Origin of the sequence: Priestia sp. JV24 (genome assembly GCF_025910025.1) — a bacterium.
Lineage (GTDB): Bacteria > Bacillota > Bacilli > Bacillales > Bacillaceae_H > Priestia > Priestia megaterium.
Genome location: NZ_JAPCIN010000012.1, coordinates 561,627 through 584,582, shown reverse-complemented (window position 1 = coordinate 584,582; position 22,956 = coordinate 561,627). Strand labels below are relative to the sequence as shown.

The following is a 22,956-nucleotide window of genomic DNA, read 5'->3' as shown; positions in this document are numbered from 1 at the left end:
TAGTTTATAAGTAACTTTTTTCACTTAAACATTAAGTAATTGTTCGATTTTATATGTAGGATTAATAAAGCCCTTTATTTTAAAAAATAAACTTAAAAGCCACCTCGAATTGTCAGGAAAGGTAGCTTACAAGAGAAACTTAATATGGAATTATAAAGTATAGTATATTTTTCCTATAAAAACTATTCTCTACCTCATAAATACATTCGTAAAACGCAAACTTTTTATGCATTTTGGCAGTTAATCTTCCCTATCGAATCTTAATCTATTTTTGCATGTGTGTTGAAAAATCACATTATATGAACTCAGAATGAATATTTTACCCAATCACAATAGCTTCGTAAGTGCTTGCCACTGATGACACCTCATGGAATCAAGAGGCTCTAAATCTTATAGTGCTGCTTATTTCTTAAATCAGTCTATTTATTAAAATAAAAAGCACCTCAATTAATAGATGCCTAGTTTTTATTATTATTTTTCTTCTGTAATCATAAACTGTACCACGTTATTTAAATTGATGTGCACTAACTCTTTTTCATTCGAAATGAATCTTTCATATTTTGTTATATGACTAATGACTTCTTTCTTTGATGCGGCTTCGAATTTTAATTCCTTTGTCCTGCCATTTATAAATTCGAAAATAACTTTAAATTTAAGCATAGGTGTATCTCCTCATTATCTACTTATTATTCTTGTTTCATCAATTCTTCTTCAAAGAAAAAAATACTTGGATATTTAGTAACCGTATAAGAGTATCTTTTCATGTTTTTTACATAATGACTTTTTAAGATTGTTACTAATTCATTCGATACTCTTATAGTTACTGTTTTTCCATTACTAAATATTTTCACGTTATATCCTTCATCTTCTCTCCTATTAAAAATAATAAGGTTATCGTATTATTCTTATAATAGAGCTGAGAAAAGCTTACATCAATCTGTACAGATTTTCCTCATTCTGGTATATGAGCTCAAAAAGTATATAGTTATAAAATAGTAAAGGATTATTTTATATAGATTTTAATCACCTACCGTCACTTTTCTACCTCTCCTATGTTCTGTTCTTGCCTTTTTAATAGCGAACAGAGCCAAGGAACGTTCGCTATTAATGATGGGTGAGAAAAATGGGTCAGTCCTTAGTCATTCCTATTACCTTTGGGCTAACGTTTACATACGCATCAATGCGCCATTAGGCTTTGGTAACTCCTCAGCTGTTATCAGATTCATTTTACAAAAATGTTCAAAAAATTGTTGTGCCAGCTCTCTTTCCTTTGGGTCATTTTTCAACTCAGCTATATCAAGTAAAATTTGAGCCATCCATAAATTATCAAAATAACGGTATTTACCTGTATTCCATGTCATTTTTTGGGATGTTCTTTCATTTACATAATATTTCCAGAAAGGCATCTGATCCGATTCCTGTTCTGTAAGCTGGAGTCTGTATTTTGAATGAGCAGGAATATATCCATCTTCACAAAGCTTACCGATAAAATCTTCATTCACCATATAGACGCCTAAGATACGTCTGTCTTTTTCAGGCATACTGGAATCTATTGCTGTTAACAAGACAGCACTATTTTGGTGCAAACGAATGGGTTTGGTGGGCTTCCCCTTGTTATTACCGCTTTTTATTACACCTGAAAAAACCTTCCACTCTAAAAAAGAACTATTCTGTTCTTCTGTGTCACACCAAAAAACCATTTGTGATTCAGAATGAAGTTTATGATTTTTCATAAGTTTTTCAAGTCCCCAGCGAAGTTCTTGGTTTTTTCGTTGTAGTTTTTTTTCCTCTTCCTTCTTCCGTTCTTCCTCGTTGTGTTCCATTTCCTTTTTTTCTATAATTTTTTCGAGTGAATGAGCAACACTTTTATCATGCAGTTTTAGATGCTTTCCAAATACATCGGGGAAAACAAATTTTTTATTTTCCGATGCGAAATGTATTTCAATACTGGAATCATTACATTTAACTATACTGCCTATCCCAAAAAGCTTGTGTGTAACTTTCTTATTGATTAGATTCATTATTCTAGGCCTCCTTGTAGAATAAAAACTCGGTTACTATTAGATAGTAAATTAATAATTTTATTCAACTAACTTACCTTTAAAGCTCACACAACTGTTTGAGTTTTTTTTCAGTTTAAAAAAGGGTATTGAAAAAATGCATCCATAATTCTATCTGAAAAAAACACAGCGGAATTCAGAATACGATCGAAAAAACAATTGTAAAACTATTATAACATTTTTTGAAAACATTACAAATTTTTCATTGACAATATATTTTAATTTGAGGTAAAATGAAGTTTTGTTGTTTACAATAACTCAAAATAAAAGTCTCCAACAAGTCATGAAACTTCTGGAAAGTCCCTATAAATAACCATTTGATTACTGGTGATAAGCGAAATGATTCCACCATTAAACTAACCCTCATGACGTTGGAGGCTTAGTTTAGGGATGTACTACTACAGTAAGTGGTACAATTAAAAAGCAAAAGAAGAAGATATGAACATTATTACCAAGTGTTTAGAAATTCTCATATAAAAAATTCCGTGCATTATCCCATGAAAATAAAATGGTAAGAAACACTAATTGATATAAATGATTATTACTCTTTTATAAGTTATAATGTAATATGAGGAGTAGTGATGTTAGTATGTATTATTACGGCAAAAGAAATCAAGAACCTTTAGCTCAAGAACAAACAGAGGTTTGGGAATGTACAGTAGAAGATTGTAAGGGCTGGATGAGAAAAGATTTCTCTTACGACAACCACCAAAAATGCCCTTTGTGTGGAAATCACATGGAAGCTGGAGAACGGCTTATTAATAAAATCCCCCTTAATCCCCATCGAAGATAATTTGTACCAATGCTATCGCATAGATTAAAAATTACTACTATATTATTTAATTGAAAATATAGTTAATTTATTTGCATTTGCTTTCTATTTCTAATGTATGTTATAACTAGTTATACCTTGTATCGATCGTCTTGTCTAAAACCCAGGCTTTTTTTTAAAGCTTGGGTTTTCTATTGAACTAATAGTAGATAAATCATGGTTTTCTAATTATAAGACCATAAAAAAAGACTCCTTCATAAGGAGTCCTTTTTGTTATCACTTTTAATTATGCTTTGTGAACGTTAGCAGCTTGTGCTCCACGTTGACCTTGCTCGATATCAAAAGTAACTTTTTGACCTTCTTCTAATGATTTGAAACCTTCACCTTGAATAGCACTGAAATGAACGAATACATCGTCTCCGCCTTCGATTTCAATGAAACCGAAACCTTTGTCTGCATTAAACCATTTTACTGTACCTTGTGTCATAATGTTGCCTCCTGCTGTGGAATACTCCACAAATGTATTACCTTTCTTGCCCAATCATACTATTTCAAGATAAAAACTTCTGTTTAAGGTTTTTTCTTCTCTCAATCTTATACCGAACAAAAACAAGTTAAACATAGTGTAACACATAGAGATATTGATAGCAAATAATTGCTTTTTTTCATTCTTCACTAAAAACAGTATTATGAGAAACGCTCAGAATTGCAACGAGTGGACAATCACCCGCGAAATAAAGAATATCTTCTTCTGATGGCTTCTCAGTACAACATTTCAACACTTATGCACCAGAATCCCTTTAACTAGGTATAGTTAATTTATGGTTAAGTTTTCTAATATAGATAGTCTTAAAAAGTACACTTTTTGGGATTGTGAAAAAACGACTTAAAAAACAGCTATCCCATTCGAAAAAGTATACTTTTACGGACTCCTAATTTTTAACTTTATTCAAACACTAAAGAAATAAAGTTAAAAAATTTATTGGAATTAATAAAATTGCTTTAACGAACCTTAAACAAAAGGTTAATTAATACTTTTAATGAATTAATTTACTTTTAATTTATTTTTAACCATATTTTAATGATTCACTATAATCATTGGATTATAATGGAATCACCAAAGTGATTATCCTTCTTTCAACTTGCTTTCTATCTAAAGCAAGTCTTTTTATTTATAGGAATGAAAATGACTAGAATGATATAGGTTGCACCGTATCCATATATTTCATTAGTAATCAGATTAAAATATATTTCAAATATACAGAAAAACGCTCTCTGAGGGAATGAACTTTGGTTTTACATATAATAGAATAAATAGTTCGACGTAAATTTGAGCAATTTAGAAGCTCTTATTTTCTTCTTATTATTGATTTTGAAACACTTGTTTTGAAATTAGTTAACCTACTGTCACTCTCAATAACTACAAACGCCTTTCATCAAGAAGTGTTTATAACGTGCTATTTTTAATAAACTTCATTTCTATATACAGACCAAAAGTTAATAACATATATACTGATAAAGAATGGAAATAGGAGAGGATAATCTTGACTAAAAATCATCCATATTTAGATGAGAAAGTTATGACTATAAAAATCGTTACTGAAATGACAGGTTTATCAGAAAGACAAGTTCGTTATTATGAAGAGCGAGAGCTTATTTTTCCAAAACGAAACTCTTCAGGTACCCGAATGTATTCCTTTTCCGACATTGAAAGGTTAATGGATATTGCAGAAAAAATGGAAGATGGTGTTAGAACACGGGAAATGCGCAAGGATTTATTTTAAAGTAGGTAAATTTGATTTGTTCTTTTAGTCTTTGTTCATGCTTACTCAATCTCTATATTCAATATTTACTGGGTTATTTTTATTCAGATTTTTTATAAATGTATCTAGCATATTAAGTAAGCCCCTTTGTGTTAAACTGTACACAGAAACATGTATGAGTCTGGAGGCAATATAATGAAATGTGCAATAGGGATAGTTCTTATTGCTCAAGCTTTATTAACGTACTTAACTATTAAGCCAGCATATACTCCTTACATCGTTAGAATATTAAATAGAAACACTGGAGTTATGAAAGTTTCCTATAGTTTCCCTTTAACGTACTGGTTAATGTTTATAGGTTTGGGCATCATGTTTTTAGTGGGAACATATTTAGTTTTTGCTAAAGAAAAGAAGCAGATCTTTAATTAAAGGTCTGCTTTTTATTTTTTACCGATAAATGGTTTTATGTTAACTAATGATTAACAACAAGCATTAGTTACAGGTAGCTTTTCATTTAGCCCATCGCTGTTCTTGTGAACCTCACTATCAGATTTCGTATAAAAGAATTCCCATTCGTTTCCGTCCGGATCTGTTACCCAAAACTTATCTTGCACAGCGTAGCAGCAAGTCGTATCCATTTCTTCACGAGCAAAGAAGCCCTCTTTTTCTAATCGTGTTTTATGAGAAGATATTTCTTCCTGAGTATCTACGTGGAATCCAAAATGATTAACTTGGTTTCCACGTACCTCGTCACGTATATTTAATGTGAAGTTTAATCTTGGTTCATCTAATAAGAATTTTGCATAATCCTCTTTAACCTTTACAGGGCTAGCACCAAATACTTTTTGATAAAATTCAATGGATGCCTCTAGATTGGTTACATTAATTCCTACATGAACATATTTCATTTAAAATTCCTCCTTCGTCTTATAGACACTATTAACTTGAATTCCTTAGATTAAGAGCATGAACAGCTTTTACTCGTATCTTTTCTAAATAAACAGCAAAGCTCGTCAGATAACAGGTGATTTACCTCTTTATCATGTAAATCATAATAGTTCCATGTCCCTTTTGTTTCTTTTGTGATAAGGTTTGCTTCTAATAAAATTTTTAAATGATAAGAAAGTTTAGATTGAGACATCCCAAAGAATTCAGTTAGGTCACATACGCATGTCTGTCCTCGCTGGCAGAGCTCATACATAATTTCTAATCTCTTTTGATCAGCAAGTGCTTTAAATTTTTGTTCGTACTGTTTAAATGGGTGCTTTCCTTCCTTAACTGTTTCCATTGTCATTCTCCTCCATTAATTTTTTTTGATTTAATGCTTGAAGCTTTCGGCAGCTTTTTTAAAGTTACGATATGTAGTTTCCCCTCTTAGCATAGGATCTTGATGAAAAAAACGCTGAAAAATTAGGTTTTGTGCTTCCTTCTGGTTCATCCCTTGGGTGTTCATAACTAAATGAAAGTAGGCTCGAAAGTACGTAACAGATAAGTTTCCAGAGTTGTTGACTCTCACTGCTTTCATCCCCACTTTTATAAATCAATTTTTTTTGATGTATTCATCATATCTGGAAAATTTAGATAAATCAAGGAATTAATCAACTTTTTTTGATTAATGTTTAAAATGTATATTTTTGTTGAGTATATAATAAAATACTTATATAATTATATTTAAAAATAAGGAGGCGAGTCATAATGAATGTAAAAGCGCAGGTAGAAGTGGAAAAAGCAGTACAGATACTGAAGTTGCTTGGAGATAAGACAAGATTGTCAATGATGAAGCTGCTCCAAAATAACGAGTGCTGTGTTTGTGAGCTAGTTGAAATTTATAAAGCAAGTCAACCGGCTATTAGCCAACACTTGCGTAAATTAAGAGATATCGAACTTGTAAGTGAAAGACGAAAAGGACATTGGATCTTCTATTCCTTAAATAAAGAAAACAGCTATTATCAGTTTGTCCTTGATATACTCGATTCTTTACCAAACGAAGATGAACGATTAAAAGAACTAGAAAAGCAAGGTTTACGTATTAATTGTTGCTAATAATAGGAGGTCTGTAAAGTGGTATCAGTTATAGTAGCCTCCCTCATCTTCTTAGTGACATTGATTTTTGTCATTTGGCAGCCAAAGAACTTGTCTATTGGTTGGTCAGCATGTGGAGGCGCAGTATTAGCTCTTTTAGCAGATGTGGTTGATTTCCATGACGTGCTGGATGTAACTCAAATTGTATGGAATGCAACATTAACGTTTATTGCAGTTATTATTATTTCCTTAATTTTAGATGAAATTGGATTTTTCGAGTGGGCAGCTTTACATATGGCGCGTACTGCAGGAGGCAATGGCGTTCGCATGTTCGTTTATGTATCCCTCCTTGGAGCTGTAGTAGCAGCATTATTCGCAAACGATGGAGCAGCCTTAATTCTAACACCTATTGTACTTGCCATGGTACGAGCACTTAAATTTGAAGATAAAATGGTCTTTCCTTTTATTATCGCCAGTGGATTCATTGCAGATACAACATCGTTACCTCTTGTGGTAAGTAACTTGGTCAACATTGTATCAGCTGATTTCTTTGGTATTCGCTTTTCTGAATTTGCATCACGTATGATTGTGCCAGATCTGTTCTCACTTTTGGCAAGTATTGCTGTCTTATATTTGTACTTTCGTAAAAGCATCCCTAAGAAATACAATCTAGATGATTTACAGAAACCGGTTGAAGCCATTAAAGATAAGAAAATGTTCCGTTTATCAGGAATCGTTTTATTCATTTTAGTTCTTGGTTACTTTATTGGTGAGTTTTTCGATATTCCTGTTTCTATTATCGCAGGTATTATTGCGATTTTATTCTTAGGAATAGCAAGAAAGAGTCCCGCTGTTCACACTAAAAAAGTGTTAGCAGGAGCTCCGTGGGCGATTGTTTTCTTTTCGATTGGTATGTATGTTGTTGTCTATGGATTACGTAATGTAGGGCTAACTAAAGTATTAGCAAGCCTCATTCAAGCAACGGCTGACCATGGATTATTTGCTGCAACCATTGGCATGGGATTCATTGCAGCCATACTTTCATCGATTATGAACAACATGCCAACCGTGATGATTGATGCTTTGGCCATTGATGCAACTTCTGCAACAGGTACAATTAAAGAAGCCTTAATTTATGCAAATGTCATTGGTTCGGATCTAGGACCAAAAATTACACCTATTGGCTCTCTAGCCACTCTCTTATGGCTCCACGTTCTTTCGACAAAAGGAGTTAAGATTTCTTGGGGAACCTATTTTAAAACAGGTATTATCTTAACCATCCCAACATTGTTTATTACGCTTGTTGGTTTATATATTTGGTTATCAATTATTTCTTAACACATCATAAAGGAGATTTTACACATGTCTAAAAAAACACTTTATTTCTTATGTACAGGTAACTCTTGCCGTAGTCAAATGGCTGAAGGATGGGCAAAAAAATATCTAAATAATGATGAATGGGATGTACGCAGTGCAGGATTAGAAGCTCATGGATTAAATCCTAACGCTGTAAAAGCAATGAAAGAAGCTGGTGTTGATATTTCAAATCAAACATCTGATGTCATTGATCCTGAAATTCTAAATAATGCGGATTTGGTCGTTACATTATGCGGCCATGCAGCAGATCACTGCCCAGTAACGCCTCCCCACGTGAAGCGTGAACACTGGGGATTTGATGACCCAGCAAAAGCTGAAGGAACAGAAGAAGAAAAATGGGCGTTTTTCCAGCGTGTACGTGATGAAATCGCTGAACGTATTCAGCGTTTTGCTGAAACAGGTAAATAATTAATCAAGAAGCAGTCTATTTGTGTAGACTGCTTTATTTCTTCCTGAAATCTGCTTTATAGCAACTAGGAATGTAAGAAATACTTTAGTAGTCTAACCAGATTCGTAGATTCATATACATACAAATTTAAAAATGCAGATTGTAATCGATTCTACTTATATAACAGTAAAAGCATACACTTACTTTTTATAAATATAAGATATTCTTTTAGCTAGTTTGTAGAAAAACTTTCACCTTTACAATTAGATGCGTTTATTGTATGATTACACAACAGGAACATTTGTTCGATACTAAGGGTTTAGAGATGAATAAAGAAACACCAAAACAAACTAAGACAATTAAACATAAAATTGTCTCGCACGGAGCAAAAACATTTGAGCCAACTCTTATTCTTTATCGAAATACCTTGGCGTTTATTGTAAACATAATAACAATCGGAGGTTTCAAATTATGAATGATAAAAAAGCTGCACTAGATATGGCTCTAAAACAAATTGAAAAACAATTTGGTACAGGATCCATTATTAAAATGGGAGAAGGCACACATACAAAAGTTGAGGCATCTAGCTCAGGCTCATTAGCTTTAGATATAGCTCTTGGAATTAATGGCTATCCCAAAGGAAGAATTATGGAAGTTTACGGGCCCGAAAGTTCAGGTAAAACAACCGTTTCCTTACACGCAATTGCAGAAGTACAAAAAAATGGAGGTCGCGCTGCCTTTATTGATGCTGAACACGCACTGGATCCAGTTTATGCAAGAAAACTAGGTGTAGATATTGATGAGTTACTGTTATCTCAACCAGATACTGGTGAACAGGCACTTGAAATTGCTGAAGCATTAGTTAGAAGTGGTGCTGTAGACATTATTGTTGTTGACTCAGTAGCAGCATTAGTTCCACAAAAAGAAATTGAAGGAGAAATGGGAGATTCTCACGTAGGTTTACAAGCTCGTTTGATGTCTCAAGCTCTTCGTAAACTATCTGGAGCAATCAATAAGTCTAAAACCATTGCCATCTTCATCAACCAAATCAGGGAGAAAGTAGGCGTTATGTTTGGAAATCCGGAAACAACGCCAGGTGGAAGAGCACTAAAATTCTATTCTTCCGTTCGTCTTGAGGTTCGCCGTGCTGAACAACTTAAACTAGGAAATGACATAGTTGGTAATAAAACAAGAATTAAAGTAGTCAAAAATAAAATGGCACCTCCTTTCCGCATTGCTGAAGTAGATATTATGTATGGAGAAGGCATCTCAAAAGAAGGAGAAATCTTAGATATCGGTTCTGAAGTAGATATTGTTCAAAAGTCTGGATCTTGGTTTTCATATAATGAGGAGCGTTTAGGACAAGGGCGAGAAAACGCTAAGATTTTCTTAAAAGAAAACCCAGAAATTAGAGAAGAAATTAGAAAAAGAATTATTGATTTCAAATATAGTGATAATGTTAATAATGATAGTGGTATTGATAACGATAGAGAAAACGAAAACTAATAACAGCATAAAACACCTTTACCAAGGCTTGCACTGCACCCCAATTGTTAGATAAATAACTCTAATGATCGGGGTGTTTTTATGTCAAGGCTATTGATTTGCAACTAAACAAGCGCTATTCATATAGAAAAACAACATAAATCTTCTTGCAACCCATTCGTATATTTACAATAAACCCACCTTTCTTTTTGTTTCAATGAAATAAAAAGTATAATCGGCAGATAGTGAAGTGAATAATCTTCCGGTCTCTAATAGAATCCCAGCGAGCAACTAAATAAAGAATATCTTCTAAAAAGAAATTTTCATTAAAAAAGCCTAGGTGATACGATAGTAGAACTTTCTATTTCTTTCCCCTTCCATATCCATCGATTCGCTTTATCTCTACTTTTATTTAGGTACACATTATGATTAAGTTGATTATATTTATTTGAGTAATGAAGATTGGCCAGAAGCAAATTAGATTTTACTGAAACCATAACATTATTGTTAATAGTGTTATGAGTTGCATGATATTGCATCAGTAATTGGCCACCATCCATGTTCATCATATCATTTCCATATAAAATATTATGTTCAATAAGAGTATTTATCGTCCCTCCACGTTTTTTATCATAGCCTCCAATTGAAATTCCTGTAAAACGATTCTTATAAATCATATTTCGTATAACTTGAACATTGCTAGTTTGTTTACCATAGTGTTCACTTGCGATTTCTATTCCTAGATCGTTATGACTTGAAACGTTATGCTCAATAATAACATCTTTTCCTCCGTCTACGTAGATTCCCCCAGCGGAGTATTCATGTTTGTAAGCAGGATTTGAATAACTGCTGACGTTGTAAATATGGTTCTCACTAATGAGTCCTTCACGAGCTCGGTCATATTTCTCAATAGGAGCTACTTTTTCAAAGCCAATTACGTCAATCCCAATATTATCAACGTTTCGAATTGTATTGGCATTGACGATAAAATCTTTAACATTTCCATTTAGAGTTAGTGCTTCACTAAAACCTAAGGTCAAGTTTTCAAGTAGGTTTCGCGATATTTCAATGTTTTCTAACGAACGCGGCGCTTTGGATCCATAAAAAGCTATTCCATGAGCGTTTCCATTTTTATGTGCAGTCTTAATATCGAAAATATGATTATTAATAATTCGAAGGTGCTTTCCACTTCCTTCTACTAAAATACCGCATGGTGTATTTTGTGCCTTAGAAGTAGACGAATGACCTATATTCAAACCTTGAATTGTTATGTAGCTCTTATTTTTTATGCTAACTAGCCCTCCATCTGTAGAACGGCTTTTTATTTTTTCTCCACTAATAAGAGGCTTTTCACTTTTATAGTTCCTGAAGATAATAGACTTTTGTTTAGTACCTGAACGGCTAATAATTAATTGTTCATAGTAGGTACCGCCTCTGATGTAAACGGTAGTTCCGGGCTGAGCTACTTCACTTGCCTTTCTTAATGTTCTAAAAGGTTTGCTTTTAGTACCCAGGTTTTTGTCATCCCCTGTAGGAGAAACATAAATTTCATGATGTATTATAGGAGCTGCTGAAGGTTGATTAGCTGCCTCAACCCTTTGATTTATACAGCACAGTAAAATAAGAATAATACCAACTGCTTTTTTCATAAGATCCTCCTTAAAGTTAATCAATTTCACTTGCGAGATTTTTAAATTATACTATGGTTCTTTTAATAAGGATGTAAAACATCGCACCATGTCTTGTTATTTTTTAAAACTACAGCAACTTTTACATTTAAAACGGAAAGTGCTAAAGTAATGCTAGAATGTGGAGGTTTGAGAAATGAATAAGGAACTTAAGTTACGTCCTTTGGAAAGAGAAGATTTAAAATTTGTCCATGAACTCAATAATGATGCAAACATTATGTCTTATTGGTTTGAAGAGCCTTATGAAGCTTTTGTAGAGCTACAGGACTTATATGATAAACATATTCACGATCAAGGTGAGCGTCGTTTCATCCTTGAAAAGGACGGGGATATGCTTGGACTAGTGGAATTAGTCGAAATTGATTATATTCATCGTAGAGCAGAGTTTCAAATTATCATCGACCCTACGTATCAAGGTCATGGCTATGCAATGGTTGCCACAAACCTAGCAATGAATTATGCCTTTTCGGTATTGAATATGCATAAACTTTACTTAATTGTAGACAAGGAAAATGAAAAAGCAATTCATATCTATAAGAAGGTTGGTTTTTCTATCGAAGGCGAGTTAAAGGATGAATTTTTTGTTGATGGAAGCTATCATAACGCTATAAGAATGTGTATGTTTCAAAAAGAATATTTACAAACCAAAAATAAAAACTAAGGTTGAACTAGTATAAGAGTCCTGGTCACCAAAAAAAGAAGAAAGAATGAAATTGGGCTTCTATTATAGGAGTAAAAAATCCTGAAGGAGAAATGTGCAAACCATTTAAATATGATAACATTGTAAATTGTAAATTATAAATTATAGAAATCATAAGGATGGTATTATGAGTACATTTAATCCAACAGGATTGCTATTATTCTTAATAATTATTGGTTTAATAGGATTCCTAGCTTTTAAAGTTGTTAAAAGGTTAAAAAAGAAATAAGTAACAAGAAGGACCTGCTATCAAAACAGCAGGTTCTTTTTAATAAGAAGATACATAATACCAGTTTTTATGTACTTTTTTTATTTGTTTAAAATCCCCGTTAAAATCGCTTTTTGAAGGTTTGTTATCGTTTGGGTTATATACAAATCCCGAAAAATTGTCTAGCATCCCACGGTATGTAAAGAAAAGAATTGATTTAGCCTTTCCTTTCGTTTCTACTACGATGTCACCCCCACCTTTAGACAATTGAGTATACTTTTTAGGTAATTGAATAAGTGATGGACTATCAGATACATTAGGTTTAATAACACCATTTTCTATTTTAGTTGCAACCTCTTCTCTCTTATCTTGATCGATTTTAAAGTTGAGATCTAAGTTGACTTGATTGAATGGAAAGAAAAACCATAATGAGATAGTAATGAGCTGAATAACAAACGGCTGCCACTTTCTCTTTTTAAAAAGATGAATTAATGTCCATATAGTCATTATGATAAAGAAAGCATATACAAATAACCAAATAGGTAACATTAAAAATTCTGTTATAATATCAACCAGATCCCACTGGAACAAGGACACTAAAATAACGAACAAACTACTAATTAGCGATAAAAGCAACAATTGACTATGTTTCACACATTTTCCTCTTCCTAAAATAATTCTTTTTTACCTTAATTATATATTAAAATCCTTATAAAAGCGTATGTATAATTCGTACATAATTTGTTAACACAATCACTCTTCCAGAAAACATTATAAAAAAGGACCCTTGACGAAGGATAGTTCTTCCAAGGGCCCTTTTTCCGGAGTATGCAGCTTTTTATACATTGTTGACTGATCAACGTTTTCTCAGTAGGTGGATGAGAAACTAATGTATAAGAAGTGCACCTTTTATACATATGTTAATTTTAAAAAATATAGTATTTTCAGGTGGAATTTCCTCTTTTTTTAGTAAACCTTCATAAGATAGTCTGATAACATCCAAATTTGAGATAATATACATTTCTATTCTGCATGCTTATAAATATCCGGTCTCAGGCTTTCAAATATTGGAATGTATGTTTGTTGTTCTGTAACTTTCTGTATATGAATTTCCGCTGTTATAATCTCTTCTTGATCTCCCCCCTCTTCTACGATGTTTCCATTTGGATCAATGACCATTGAATGCCCTGCGTAAGTGTTGCCGACATGATTTTCATTACTCACTTTTCCCACGCTGTTACATGCAATGACATAAACACAATTTTCTATAGCTCTTGCCCTCAATAGTGTTCTCCAATGGTCTATATTTCTGGTAGTCCATTGTGCAACGTAGAATATGACTTTTGCACCTTGAGACGTTGGGTAGCGTGTGATTTCTGGAAAACGTAAATCATAGCATATAATTTGACTGGCTTTGATATTGTTAATCTCAAAGACATCTGGGACTTCATCTCCCCCTGTTAAATAATGATGTTCATCCAACATCGGCACGAGATGTATCTTATCTTTTTGATAGAGCAGCTTACCCGTTTTTGATACAGCAAAGGCTGTATTATAAATATTTTCATTTCTTTTATTTGAAACTGAACCTGCAATGATATTCACTTGATGGTTAATTGCTAAACGTTGAATAAAGGGAAAAGTTCTCTTTAAATCAATATCTGCTTTTTCTGCTACATTTTTTAAATCATAACCTGTATTCCACATTTCAGGTATCACAACAATCTCAGTATCTATATGCAGCTTTTCTTCAAATAAGGACTCAATGCGGTTTTCGTTTTGCTTAACTTCACCTTCTATAATCTCTGTTTGAAATAATTGTATTTTCATTTTTCTCCCTCTTCTTCATATATAAATTTATAAATAGGATATAAATCACAGTTGTATTTGACATCTTCGCCATGTGATGAAGAAATAATAGAAGGTTTAATTTTATCTATAATTCGTCCGCTATTAATATTTTCACCCATATCAACTGTAAACTTTCGAATCGGCGGATGTAAGGATTCAGCGTTAGAAAAGAATAAGTCTCCAGTTAGCAGCACATTGTCATCTTTATGGTGGTATATCACATGTCCTGGTGTATGACCGGGTGTTAAATACACATCTACAGGTAACTTTTTAATGATGTTGTTACTTAGACTTTCGACTTGATGTTCCACCCCTGTTGTTTCTTTTTCTGCCTTATTTGGATATGGTTTTTCGCCATTGATAAAAGGCGCTTCAACTTCGTGGGCGTAAATAGGAATATTTAAATTATCTCTTAAATACTTGGCGCCATTAATGTGATCTAAATGGCCATGTGTGAGTAAAATACTTTTGGGGATACCTAAAGATTTTGCTATATTTAACTGAGTATGTGCATAGTCTTTCATTCCTGTATCAATGATATGAACACTCTCACCATCTAGCACGTACCATGTATTAATTTTGACAGGAATTCCCACAACAGTTTTGTAAGTAAGTTTGTAAATATGTCTAGAAATTTGGACAAATTCCAATTGATGCACCTTCTTTTGTTTTATTTGATAATATAAGTTTAGTAAGAAAAAATAGACGTAACAAGAAGGCACAATTTTGTTACTAGCCATTGAGGTGAAAAAATGTCAGACTTTAAAAATGATCAATACGGTCCTTGTACGTTAACTGTAAAGCGTGCTTGTCCAATTGAGTTAACGATGCATATGATGGGTGGTAAATGGAAAGGTATTATTTTATCTTTGTTATCAAAATCACCCATGTATTATAATGCAATGCGCCGTGAAATACCGGGTATTACCCAGCGTATCCTTACACTGCAGCTTAGGGATATGGAAAAAAACGGATTGATTGAAAGAGAAGAAACAAACGATAACCCTAAAAGGGTTTTATATTATTTAACAGATCTTGGAGAAAGCTTTGTTCCAATACTAAAATCTTTAGAGAAGTGGGGCAATGCTTATATAAGTCAGCAGGAAGAAGAATTAAAAAGATTGTAACGGTTTAAATAAACTCCTTAAATATATTTTACTTCTTTATTAATAACGCCTTGTTTTTTTATAATATAAGTACTTAATTAAGTAGTATCCGCGAAACTATATTAACTTGAAAATGCAAACTTATTCAATGAGAAAAACCTTTACCATGGCGGTAAAGGCTCTTCCTATGCTCTTCCCTAATGGGAATCTCTTGTTATCTTTATCTTTATTTTTAATTAAGGTCTATGAAAATTGACTGTTTTCTCGTCATCTCCTGTTCGTTCAAACCATCCTCTGAAAGCCCAGTTATCATAACCTCCATCGCCTTCATTAATAAATGTTCCTTCTTCAAATACCCAGACACCATAGGTAATACCATCATAATCTACGGTGTCAAAATATTGAACACCTTGTAATTGATCTGAATTATACCCTTGGCTCAAATTCATAACCATTACATTGTATTGTTGACCTGATTCAAAGAATGCTTTTTCCATTGCTCCCTTGACGAAACCATTTCGATTGTCGGCTGTTTTAGCCGCATCTGCAATCGCTTGTCCTATGGCTACGGGATCAACTGTTACGTCTCCTCCAACTTCTGCAGCTTCTGCGGAGCCTGCAGAACCTCCTAAATTCGGTAGAGCTAATGGCGTCGCTAACACAGCTAAGCCTACGGCAGAAGCTACAACAGCTTGTTTCGCTTTTCTCATTTGATCTCCTCCTATTTTTAGGTGATTATTAGAATATTTACCCTTTTTTTCCACGTTAAAACAAAAAATACTGTAATTAAAAATAGGAGGTAAACCATTTCATTCTTTTGAAGCATCTGTTCAACCAAAAATAGGCTTATAAGTTTTTTTCTAAAAGCTCGCCCACTTTTTCTGCCATTTCTCTCGGTGAACATGGCATCTCATTTTTGAGCCATTATTCTACTATGACGCCGTATTGGAAAAAGTTGAGGTAGCTCATTCAATATGATAACCAACTATTATTTAATAGATTTAGTCGCAATATAACAAGGCATATATTCAGTGATTTTCCCTTTGTGGTGATGATCTTCATAAAGATCTTGTAGAGTGAATCCAGCTTTTAGCTGTCCCCCAATTTGAGTTTCTAAAGAATGACTAAACTGTACACCGCCATTCTTTATAAGTTCTTCATCATTTTCTACAGTGTTTTTAGTTCCGTCATAAGGTAATTTATTAACCACTTGCAATGCTTTCTCATCTTCTCCAAATAAATAAAGAGCAGGATTTGCAAAGCCAGATAGCAGAACGCCACCTTTTTTAAGAACTCTGAAACATTCTTGCCAAACGTGTTCAACATCTTGAATATAACAGTTTGATACAGGATTAAAAATCATATCGAACGTCTCATCTTCAAAGGGCAATGTCTTACTCATATCTCCTTTAACTAAATCAATGGAATAGCCTTCTCTAGTAGCCACCATTTTTTCTAATTCTAATTGCTTATCAGAGTAGTCAAAAACCGTAACTTCCGCATGCTGTGCTGCAAAGACTGGGCATTGCTGTCCTCCTCCGCTAGCAAGTCCCAATATTTTTGCTTTTTTAAATGGAATAAACCAGTTATGTGGAACAGGCTTACAAGGTGTTAAGTAAATATCAAAAATACCTTGAGTTGCATCTGCGAAATCTTGATGATTAATAGCTAATGACCATTCTCCTCCAGCTGAAGCCCACTCATCCCACATTTTTGAGTTGATTTTTGTATAATTAGCTTTTTGTGACATAGTTACTCCCCCTTTACCTCTTTTAGTATTTTGTTTAATTTTACCATGTCGCTAGAAGAATAATTTAGATATACTAATTAATTTTTTCCGTTTCAGATAATTAATCTGTACTGGAGAAGTACTTAATAGATATTTTTAAAAATAAAAACACCCTTTTTAAAAATTAAAAGGGTGTTTTTATCTTAAGTATAAAAGCTTGTATATAAACAATATACGAGTTTTATTTTTAATGGCTTGTCTCGAAGCTTTCAGCCATCATTAGGTCATTTTTGTAGGCAGCCATTGCGAGTTCATATCTCACCTTTTGACCCGCTTCTACAAAATCAGCTTCCTTCACAAGGCCTGATAATGAATATTGGTGACCTTTAAAACCTACGTTCAGTTCAGTAATTTGATTGAATTGAAAACTTTCTATAGGAATTCCATTCACATCTTTCAGCAAATACTGGCCATATTTCTCGTTACATGTTTGTGCTACTTGCTCCATTACTTTAAAAGCATCGTCCGGGTTTTGCCTATAGTTGAGAATAAGACTTTCATTTACCCGGCGTCTTCCTCGGGTTCCGTTCTGAAGTTCCGTAATGTTGCTATATGAGACGGTATAGAGGTAGCCGTCATACTGGCGAATCTTTAAGTAGCGCATGGTGATTTCTTCTATTTTTCCTTGGCGGTTTCCGTTGAGAATAACATAATCTCCGTGATGGATCTGGCGTTCAAACAAGTAAGTCAGTCCCATTATATAATCACGAATAATATGCTGGAGGATTATTGCCAGGGCACTGGCCAACACTACTGAACTAGTGAGAATCTTTCCGAAGTCAAAGAAATGGCTAAGCACATAAATAAAGAAAAAAGCCAGGCCTACTACTCTTGTCACCTGATTAGAAAAATGCATTAAGGTTTCTTCTCGTTTTTCATCTAAAAAGCTCGTTTTATCAAAGAAAAGCTTAATGAATTTGCGAATAAAATAAACGATAAGTATAATCAACAGCGCTACCGTTAAAACCTTTACGGGAAACTGCTGGAAGAATTCAGTAAAAACCAACTTACCCACTCCTTATTTCTAACACTATACCAAAAGAATGTACGTAAAGACACAAATTTTCTGTTCTTTATAAACCTTAATGATAATAGCACGGTTTCATCAAAAAAAGAAGCGGTATCTATGCTTTTTGAAGGTCGGTATATTGATGATAATCTCTCAATTAATTGAGAGTAAAGAGGTAAGGTGAACTGTAATAGACTAATTTTCTTCGTTTTTTTGTAGACTATTCTTATATATCTTTTGACTTTTGCAGGCTTTCTAATAAAGACATTCCTATATGTTCATCATTATTTCTACCTAGTCTATAATTAGCTAAAACGACGGACGCAACTTTATTTTCTTTATCAATCCCTAAAAATGAGCTGAAGCATCCTGTTCCACCGCCGTGCAACATTACATTATTATTTCTCTTTAAAAGCAACCATCCAAGACCCATATCAAATTTCTTTGTTCCATTACCGTGTTTTTTATGACAAGAAGAAAGATATGGTTTATCTTCGTACATATTTATTTTTGCGTATTCAAGTAAATCTTCAGCCGTTGAGGATACTGCCCCCGCCGGTGATATAAAGTTTTCTTTGTCCCACTGCCAGTTGCCGCAATCATTATTTTGGCGGTCATAACCTTGTAAATTATTATTTGAAGTACCTAAATAAGTATCCTTTAGTCTAAGCTCATTATGAAGAAAGTCATTCATAGTGTCCCAATATCCTTTGCCTGAAACAGTTCCTAACACATATCCAATAAGTGAAATACCGAAATTAGAATATTTCCACGAATAATCTACTTCTTTCAATTTAGTTCTTTCAATTAGCATTTTCATTTTGTTAAAATCCATGTGCAACGGATTATTTTTATTCAAATCGCTTCCTCCAAAAATCACACCTAAAATTATTTTAAAATATTCCCGTTTATTTAAAGGTAAGCTTCCTGAATATCCAGAAGAGTGAGTAGCGAGGCGGAGCAATGTAGGATAACACGTATCTTCTTTAAGTTCTTTTATGTATTTTTGTATAGAGTCGTTTGACGACACCTTGTTTTCAAATATGTATTTTGATAACAGCGATACAGTGAAAGTTTTCGTAATAGAACCAATTTCATAATGATATCTTTTTGCCGAGTCAATTTCACCGCTTTCATTATAGACTTTTATAATAGACTGATTGTCCGTTAAGTAGCCAACGGTTAGTTTCAAGTGCTTTTTTCCTTTGCAGGTTTTATTAATTAATCGTAATGTTTCATCGCTGATTTCAAACATAATGATTGCTCTCCCTTATCCTTTATTTTTAAAATTTTAAAAGGATTAATCGATATGCTTTAAGTTAGATTAGCCTATCGAGTTTTTTTTATATTCTTTCTCATATTATCAATTGCTTGAACTCTTCGACTTTCAAGTTCTCCTATTACTCTCAACTGTAATTCATCGTGATCATCATCCATTTTGATGTTGCCTTCTTCTTCAAATCCATCATGTTCTTCCCCATCGAAGCTATAGAGTTTCTTCAAAAGCTTCCACATTATTTCCAACTCTTCAGTTGAGAACTTTTTAAAAAGTTCTTCCAAAAAGAAAATTCCTTTTTCTGAGACAACAAGCAGTGCTTCTTTTCCCGCTTTTGTAATTTTTACGTTAACTGCACGCTTATCTTTACTGCTAGGAACTACGTCAACATAACCCTTCTTTTCCATAATGGTAATTAACTGTTTGACGCTTTGTTTTGTAGTTCCTAATTTTCTAGCAATATTATTCAACGTTGTTTCATCTTCAGGTAAATGAGCAATTGCCACCATAGCCATATGCTGTCTTGATGTTAAAAGTTCAAGAGATTTATCACCTTTTACTTGAATTTTATTTGCCAGAGAAAATAAGGTAGCGTAAGTTTGCTGCATTAAGAAAAGCTCTTTATAAATATCCATATTCACCCTCCATTTTAGACAGTGTATTGTCTAAAATGAGAATAGTATATTTTGGTAATTAAGTCAATGTACTGTCTATTTTAATTTTGACTATTCTAAGGAGATTATTCTGTTACACTAAAGTAGGCAAAGAAATCATGATCGTTCGTAAGCAAAAGTTGTCCTTTCTTTATCCAATTAGATATACTAAAAAGGCACTCTAATTTAATACTACTCTTAAAAAATGTAAGAAAATCGATATGAAGTAAAGGAGAAAAGACATGAACCAACACACACAACCTTTAAGCCCTATCGCCTTCCATCTTGGTCCACTTGAAGTCCATTGGTATGGAATTATCATAGGAATAGGAGCTTTCTTAGGCTTCTTGTTAGCCTCGAAAGAAGGAAAGAAACGAGGGATCTCTTCAGAAACCATCTCTGATTTACTTCTGCTAGCACTACCCATTGCTATCATTACTGCTCGAATTTACTACGTACTTTTTGAATGGAGTTATTATAAAGACCACCCAGGCGAAATTATAGCAATTTGGCATGGAGGCATAGCTATTCACGGTGGAATTATTGGCTCTGTATTAACAGCTATATGGTTTTGCAGAAAAAAGAATCTTTCTTTTTGGAAAATGGCTGATGTTTTAGCTCCTAGCTTATTATTAGGCCAAGCTATTGGCCGGTGGGGAAACTTCATGAATCAAGAAGCACATGGCGGACCTGTTACACGTCAGTTCTTAGAAGCTTTACATTTGCCTGATTTTATTATTAACCAAATGTATATAAATGGAACTTACTATCATCCTACGTTTCTCTATGAATCACTTTGGAACATAATAGGTGTGCTTGTTCTAATCGTACTAAGAAAATCCTTGTTAAAAAGAGGCGAAGTCTTTCTTACTTACCTGCTATGGTATTCGATAGGAAGATTTTTTATAGAAGGACTGCGTACAGATAGCTTAATGTTAACCTCTCATATCAGAATAGCTCAATTAGTTTCTTTCCTTTGTGTGCTAGGCAGCTTGATTCTGCTATGGTATAGACGCAAAAAAGGCTTGGCAACTAGTAAGGCTGTCTTTCTCTCATAAGAACCGATATTTTTATGCAGTTTTGTAAAATTAGTAGTTGATGGACTATGTTTCAGATATCAAAACGTGTAATGAGAACTAAAAAACCAATAAAAGCAGCAAGTTGATTTTCAGTGAATCTGAAGATCAACTTGCTGCTTTTACGCATTAGTTATTAATATTTTTAATCGAAATTATGATTTATATATATTTTACTAATAATAAACCTTCTTTTATAGTTAAAGTATACTCTTCTTGTGTGAAGCTGCACTTGATAAGAATTCATATTGGAGATGAAATGTATGTTAAATATAAATAAAGCCCAAAAACGGACTCTATTCTCACGAACAAATGCCCAGACGTCATCTAATGTTTCTTTATGGGCCGGAGGAATTGCTTTTACTTTTCTTTTTGCTTTACTGGCTTATGGATTAGCGAAAGTCCCGGGATTCGATCATATTGGTCCACTAGCCTGTTCAATTATAATAGCAGTCATTTATCGTCAAATTTGGGGGTACCCTGAAAAAATAAGATTTGGAATCGAGTTTTCTTCTAAAAAGCTGTTGCGCTATGCGATTGTTTTATATGGACTAAAGCTTAATATTGATGTTGTTATTCATCATGGGTTAGGATTGGTGCTTCGCGATGTGGGAACGGCTGTATTTGCGATTGTTTTAACGGTTTTTCTAGCCAAATGGATGAAGGCTGATAGCGGTTTATCCCTTCTTTTAGGGATAGGAACAGGAATATGCGGTGCTGCAGCTATTGCAGCTGTTTCTCCAATTGTAAAAGCAAAAGAAGAAGATACAGCTATCGGAGCTGGTGTTATTGCTTTAGTGGGAACCCTATTTGCGATTGGATATACCATTTTAAGACCTTATATACATTTAACAAATATTCAATATGGAATTTGGTCAGGCGTAGGTCTCCATGAAATTGCCCATGTAGCTCTAGCTGCAGCACCGTCTGGACGCGATGCTCTAGCTATTGGACTGTTGGCTAAGTTAGGCAGAGTGCTCTTACTTGTGCCATTAAGCTTTATCTTAATGTACTGGATGAAGCGAACAGGAAAAATTGAAAAGGATACCAAGATTGAATTCCCTTGGTTTTTAATAGGTTTTATAATCATGAGTATTTTTGGGAGTTATGTCGTTGGTAAGCACCTTATAATACCTAAGACGATCATGAATGATATTTCAACTCTAACTACCTTTCTTTTAACAATGGCTATGGTCGGGCTAGGGTTAAATGTAAGTTTGAAAGCTCTTCGAACAAAAGCATTAAAGCCGTTGATTGCGATGTTTATTACCTCTATACTCTTATCATTTCTTACGTTTTGGACGATGTAAAGACAAGTAAATTAAAATGATTAAGTAACAACTAATATTTCCTATACAACTGTTAATGCAAAAAAAGTTTCTTATTTCTCAGGTTTTAAATTTCTTCCCAAATTTATGGATTAATTATAGAGCAATCTAAACCTATAATCTAGATACTAATGGCAGTTCCCTCCCTAATAAACAGTTTCACTTAAAAAACAATCTTTATTGCAGTAAGTAGTGATGTAATAAAGGTTGTGTTTGTATATACTAGGGGTTGTAGTGCTGAACTTGGTGTTGTTTTAAGAGCATCAAGCGGATAAAAAGCCGAAGCATCTCCTACCATGAAATGCAGTAAAGCAGTGAAACATTTAGAAAATACATTGACGCCTCTGAATTAGTCATGGTATAAACACAATAGGAGAGTTTAACACTTAAAAGCATAAAAGCGAT

Annotated in this window: 25 protein-coding genes and 1 pseudogene; 12 read left to right on the top strand and 14 right to left on the bottom strand. The window is 33.5% G+C overall.

The genetic code is table 11. The features are described from left to right. Positions 1–471: 471 nt before the first annotated feature. Together OK414_RS08645 and OK414_RS08640 are read right to left on the bottom strand one after the other, a co-directional pair. The gene (locus tag OK414_RS08645) at positions 472–660 is read right to left on the bottom strand and encodes a hypothetical protein (protein ID WP_013082641.1); all 189 of its coding nucleotides are present in this window, start codon (positions 658–660) and stop codon (positions 472–474) included. A 506-nt stretch (positions 661–1,166) separates the two neighbouring features. Further along, positions 1,167–2,021, bottom strand: coding sequence for a hypothetical protein (locus tag OK414_RS08640; protein WP_016763694.1), 855 nt, complete (start codon positions 2,019–2,021; stop codon positions 1,167–1,169). A 628-nt stretch (positions 2,022–2,649) separates the two neighbouring features. Here OK414_RS08640 and OK414_RS08635 point away from each other — a divergent pair. Beyond that, on the top strand, positions 2,650–2,853 hold the full coding sequence (locus tag OK414_RS08635; protein WP_016763693.1) for a cold-shock protein: 204 nt from the start codon (positions 2,650–2,652) through the stop codon (positions 2,851–2,853). Positions 2,854–3,118: 265 nt separating this feature from the next. On the opposite strand, the gene OK414_RS08630 is transcribed toward OK414_RS08635, so the two are convergent. Beyond that, on the bottom strand, positions 3,119–3,319 hold the full coding sequence (locus OK414_RS08630) for a cold-shock protein (RefSeq protein WP_013056497.1): 201 nt from the start codon (positions 3,317–3,319) through the stop codon (positions 3,119–3,121). 1,093 nt (positions 3,320–4,412) lie between these two features. Between OK414_RS08630 and OK414_RS08625 the strand changes: the two are divergent. Both OK414_RS08625 and OK414_RS08620 read left to right on the top strand, forming a co-directional pair. Continuing rightward, positions 4,413–4,610 (top strand): annotated as a pseudogene (locus tag OK414_RS08625) (MerR family transcriptional regulator); the annotation flags it as partial. A 180-nt stretch (positions 4,611–4,790) separates the two neighbouring features. Next, on the top strand, positions 4,791–5,024 hold the full coding sequence (locus OK414_RS08620; RefSeq protein ID WP_205662616.1) for a hypothetical protein: 234 nt from the start codon (positions 4,791–4,793) through the stop codon (positions 5,022–5,024). Between the two features lie 50 nt (positions 5,025–5,074). Here OK414_RS08620 and OK414_RS08615 read toward each other — a convergent pair whose 3' ends face one another. After that, the gene (locus tag OK414_RS08615; protein ID WP_205662615.1) at positions 5,075–5,503 is read right to left on the bottom strand and encodes an ArsI/CadI family heavy metal resistance metalloenzyme; all 429 of its coding nucleotides are present in this window, start codon (positions 5,501–5,503) and stop codon (positions 5,075–5,077) included. 50 nt (positions 5,504–5,553) lie between these two features. After that, on the bottom strand, positions 5,554–5,883 hold the full coding sequence (locus OK414_RS08610) for an ArsR/SmtB family transcription factor (RefSeq protein ID WP_205662614.1): 330 nt from the start codon (positions 5,881–5,883) through the stop codon (positions 5,554–5,556). A gap of 407 nt (positions 5,884–6,290) precedes the next feature. On the opposite strand from OK414_RS08610, the gene OK414_RS08605 reads away from it, so the two are divergent. From OK414_RS08605 to recA, 5 genes are all read left to right on the top strand, one after another. Next, positions 6,291–6,638 carry an ArsR/SmtB family transcription factor gene (locus OK414_RS08605; RefSeq protein WP_263046002.1) on the top strand — a complete coding sequence of 116 codons (348 nt, stop codon included), beginning with the start codon at positions 6,291–6,293 and terminating at the stop codon, positions 6,636–6,638. Between the two features lie 18 nt (positions 6,639–6,656). After that, a complete protein-coding gene (locus OK414_RS08600; RefSeq protein WP_263046001.1) occupies positions 6,657–7,955 on the top strand; it encodes an arsenic transporter in 1,299 nt (432 codons plus the stop codon). Between the two features lie 24 nt (positions 7,956–7,979). Further along, on the top strand, positions 7,980–8,402 hold the full coding sequence (gene arsC / locus OK414_RS08595; RefSeq protein WP_013056447.1) for an arsenate reductase (thioredoxin): 423 nt from the start codon (positions 7,980–7,982) through the stop codon (positions 8,400–8,402). A 260-nt stretch (positions 8,403–8,662) separates the two neighbouring features. After that, the gene (locus OK414_RS08590) at positions 8,663–8,857 is read left to right on the top strand and encodes a hypothetical protein (RefSeq protein ID WP_263046000.1); all 195 of its coding nucleotides are present in this window, start codon (positions 8,663–8,665) and stop codon (positions 8,855–8,857) included. Beyond that, positions 8,854–9,888 (top strand): recombinase RecA, encoded by a 1,035-nt coding sequence (gene recA, locus OK414_RS08585; protein ID WP_016766415.1) that lies wholly within the window; start codon positions 8,854–8,856, stop codon positions 9,886–9,888. Before OK414_RS08590 ends, recA begins: the two co-directional genes overlap by 4 nt. A 305-nt stretch (positions 9,889–10,193) precedes the next feature. On the opposite strand, the gene OK414_RS08580 is transcribed toward recA, so the two are convergent. After that, a complete protein-coding gene (locus OK414_RS08580) occupies positions 10,194–11,516 on the bottom strand; it encodes a right-handed parallel beta-helix repeat-containing protein (protein WP_034653005.1) in 1,323 nt (440 codons plus the stop codon). A gap of 175 nt (positions 11,517–11,691) precedes the next feature. On the opposite strand from OK414_RS08580, the gene speG reads away from it, so the two are divergent. Further along, complete coding sequence (gene speG, locus OK414_RS08575; RefSeq protein ID WP_013056444.1) at positions 11,692–12,216, top strand: spermidine N1-acetyltransferase; 525 nt, start codon at positions 11,692–11,694, stop codon at positions 12,214–12,216. Between the two features lie 307 nt (positions 12,217–12,523). Here speG and OK414_RS08570 read toward each other — a convergent pair whose 3' ends face one another. From OK414_RS08570 to OK414_RS08560, 3 genes are all read right to left on the bottom strand, one after another. Beyond that, positions 12,524–13,117, bottom strand: a complete 594-nt coding sequence (locus tag OK414_RS08570; protein WP_263045999.1) for a hypothetical protein — start codon at positions 13,115–13,117, stop codon at positions 12,524–12,526. A 369-nt stretch (positions 13,118–13,486) separates the two neighbouring features. After that, positions 13,487–14,293, bottom strand: coding sequence for a carbon-nitrogen family hydrolase (locus OK414_RS08565; RefSeq protein ID WP_263045998.1), 807 nt, complete (start codon positions 14,291–14,293; stop codon positions 13,487–13,489). Further along, on the bottom strand, positions 14,290–14,964 hold the full coding sequence (locus OK414_RS08560; RefSeq protein ID WP_034653010.1) for an MBL fold metallo-hydrolase: 675 nt from the start codon (positions 14,962–14,964) through the stop codon (positions 14,290–14,292). Before OK414_RS08560 ends, OK414_RS08565 begins: the two co-directional genes overlap by 4 nt. A gap of 102 nt (positions 14,965–15,066) precedes the next feature. Between OK414_RS08560 and OK414_RS08555 the strand changes: the two genes are divergently transcribed. Beyond that, positions 15,067–15,441 (top strand): winged helix-turn-helix transcriptional regulator, encoded by a 375-nt coding sequence (locus tag OK414_RS08555; RefSeq protein ID WP_263045997.1) that lies wholly within the window; start codon positions 15,067–15,069, stop codon positions 15,439–15,441. 215 nt (positions 15,442–15,656) lie between these two features. On the opposite strand, the gene OK414_RS08550 is transcribed toward OK414_RS08555, so the two are convergent. From OK414_RS08550 to OK414_RS08530, 5 genes are all read right to left on the bottom strand, one after another. Further along, positions 15,657–16,130: a hypothetical protein gene (locus OK414_RS08550; RefSeq protein ID WP_034653014.1), complete on the bottom strand. Its 474-nt coding sequence runs from the start codon at positions 16,128–16,130 to the stop codon at positions 15,657–15,659. Between the two features lie 278 nt (positions 16,131–16,408). After that, on the bottom strand, positions 16,409–17,170 hold the full coding sequence (locus tag OK414_RS08545) for a class I SAM-dependent methyltransferase (RefSeq protein ID WP_263045996.1): 762 nt from the start codon (positions 17,168–17,170) through the stop codon (positions 16,409–16,411). A 226-nt stretch (positions 17,171–17,396) separates the two neighbouring features. Then, positions 17,397–18,224, bottom strand: a complete 828-nt coding sequence (locus tag OK414_RS08540) for a mechanosensitive ion channel family protein (RefSeq protein ID WP_234943179.1) — start codon at positions 18,222–18,224, stop codon at positions 17,397–17,399. Between the two features lie 220 nt (positions 18,225–18,444). After that, entirely contained in the window at positions 18,445–19,473 is a 1,029-nt protein-coding gene (locus OK414_RS08535; protein ID WP_216874790.1) for a serine hydrolase domain-containing protein, read from the bottom strand. A gap of 74 nt (positions 19,474–19,547) precedes the next feature. Beyond that, on the bottom strand, positions 19,548–20,129 hold the full coding sequence (locus OK414_RS08530) for a MarR family winged helix-turn-helix transcriptional regulator (protein WP_034653019.1): 582 nt from the start codon (positions 20,127–20,129) through the stop codon (positions 19,548–19,550). Positions 20,130–20,389: 260 nt separating this feature from the next. On the opposite strand from OK414_RS08530, the gene lgt reads away from it, so the two are divergent. Together lgt and OK414_RS08520 are read left to right on the top strand one after the other, a co-directional pair. Beyond that, the gene (lgt, locus tag OK414_RS08525; RefSeq protein WP_034653022.1) at positions 20,390–21,205 is read left to right on the top strand and encodes a prolipoprotein diacylglyceryl transferase; all 816 of its coding nucleotides are present in this window, start codon (positions 20,390–20,392) and stop codon (positions 21,203–21,205) included. A 281-nt stretch (positions 21,206–21,486) separates the two neighbouring features. Then, positions 21,487–22,533: a YeiH family protein gene (locus tag OK414_RS08520; protein ID WP_034653024.1), complete on the top strand. Its 1,047-nt coding sequence runs from the start codon at positions 21,487–21,489 to the stop codon at positions 22,531–22,533. The last annotated feature ends 423 nt before the right edge of the window (positions 22,534–22,956 follow it).

Excerpts from the sequence above, each read along its gene's own strand:
- OK414_RS08645 (WP_013082641.1), bottom strand. The coding sequence starts at position 660 with ATGCTTAAATTTAAAGTTATTTTCGAATTTATAAATGGCAGGACAAAG.
- OK414_RS08640 (WP_016763694.1), bottom strand. The coding sequence starts at position 2,021 with ATGAATCTAATCAATAAGAAAGTTACACACAAGCTTTTTGGGATAGGC.
- OK414_RS08635 (WP_016763693.1), top strand. The coding sequence starts at position 2,650 with ATGTATTATTACGGCAAAAGAAATCAAGAACCTTTAGCTCAAGAACAA.
- OK414_RS08630 (WP_013056497.1), bottom strand. The coding sequence starts at position 3,319 with ATGACACAAGGTACAGTAAAATGGTTTAATGCAGACAAAGGTTTCGGT.
- OK414_RS08620 (WP_205662616.1), top strand. The coding sequence starts at position 4,791 with ATGAAATGTGCAATAGGGATAGTTCTTATTGCTCAAGCTTTATTAACG.
- OK414_RS08615 (WP_205662615.1), bottom strand. The coding sequence starts at position 5,503 with ATGAAATATGTTCATGTAGGAATTAATGTAACCAATCTAGAGGCATCC.
- OK414_RS08610 (WP_205662614.1), bottom strand. The coding sequence starts at position 5,883 with ATGGAAACAGTTAAGGAAGGAAAGCACCCATTTAAACAGTACGAACAA.
- OK414_RS08605 (WP_263046002.1), top strand. The coding sequence starts at position 6,291 with ATGAATGTAAAAGCGCAGGTAGAAGTGGAAAAAGCAGTACAGATACTG.
- arsC (WP_013056447.1), top strand. The coding sequence starts at position 7,980 with ATGTCTAAAAAAACACTTTATTTCTTATGTACAGGTAACTCTTGCCGT.
- OK414_RS08590 (WP_263046000.1), top strand. The coding sequence starts at position 8,663 with ATGATTACACAACAGGAACATTTGTTCGATACTAAGGGTTTAGAGATG.
- recA (WP_016766415.1), top strand. The coding sequence starts at position 8,854 with ATGAATGATAAAAAAGCTGCACTAGATATGGCTCTAAAACAAATTGAA.
- OK414_RS08580 (WP_034653005.1), bottom strand. The coding sequence starts at position 11,516 with ATGAAAAAAGCAGTTGGTATTATTCTTATTTTACTGTGCTGTATAAAT.
- speG (WP_013056444.1), top strand. The coding sequence starts at position 11,692 with ATGAATAAGGAACTTAAGTTACGTCCTTTGGAAAGAGAAGATTTAAAA.
- OK414_RS08565 (WP_263045998.1), bottom strand. The coding sequence starts at position 14,293 with ATGAAAATACAATTATTTCAAACAGAGATTATAGAAGGTGAAGTTAAG.
- OK414_RS08555 (WP_263045997.1), top strand. The coding sequence starts at position 15,067 with ATGTCAGACTTTAAAAATGATCAATACGGTCCTTGTACGTTAACTGTA.
- OK414_RS08550 (WP_034653014.1), bottom strand. The coding sequence starts at position 16,130 with ATGAGAAAAGCGAAACAAGCTGTTGTAGCTTCTGCCGTAGGCTTAGCT.
- OK414_RS08545 (WP_263045996.1), bottom strand. The coding sequence starts at position 17,170 with ATGTCACAAAAAGCTAATTATACAAAAATCAACTCAAAAATGTGGGAT.
- OK414_RS08535 (WP_216874790.1), bottom strand. The coding sequence starts at position 19,473 with ATGTTTGAAATCAGCGATGAAACATTACGATTAATTAATAAAACCTGC.
- OK414_RS08530 (WP_034653019.1), bottom strand. The coding sequence starts at position 20,129 with ATGGATATTTATAAAGAGCTTTTCTTAATGCAGCAAACTTACGCTACC.
- lgt (WP_034653022.1), top strand. The coding sequence starts at position 20,390 with ATGAACCAACACACACAACCTTTAAGCCCTATCGCCTTCCATCTTGGT.
- OK414_RS08520 (WP_034653024.1), top strand. The coding sequence starts at position 21,487 with ATGTTAAATATAAATAAAGCCCAAAAACGGACTCTATTCTCACGAACA.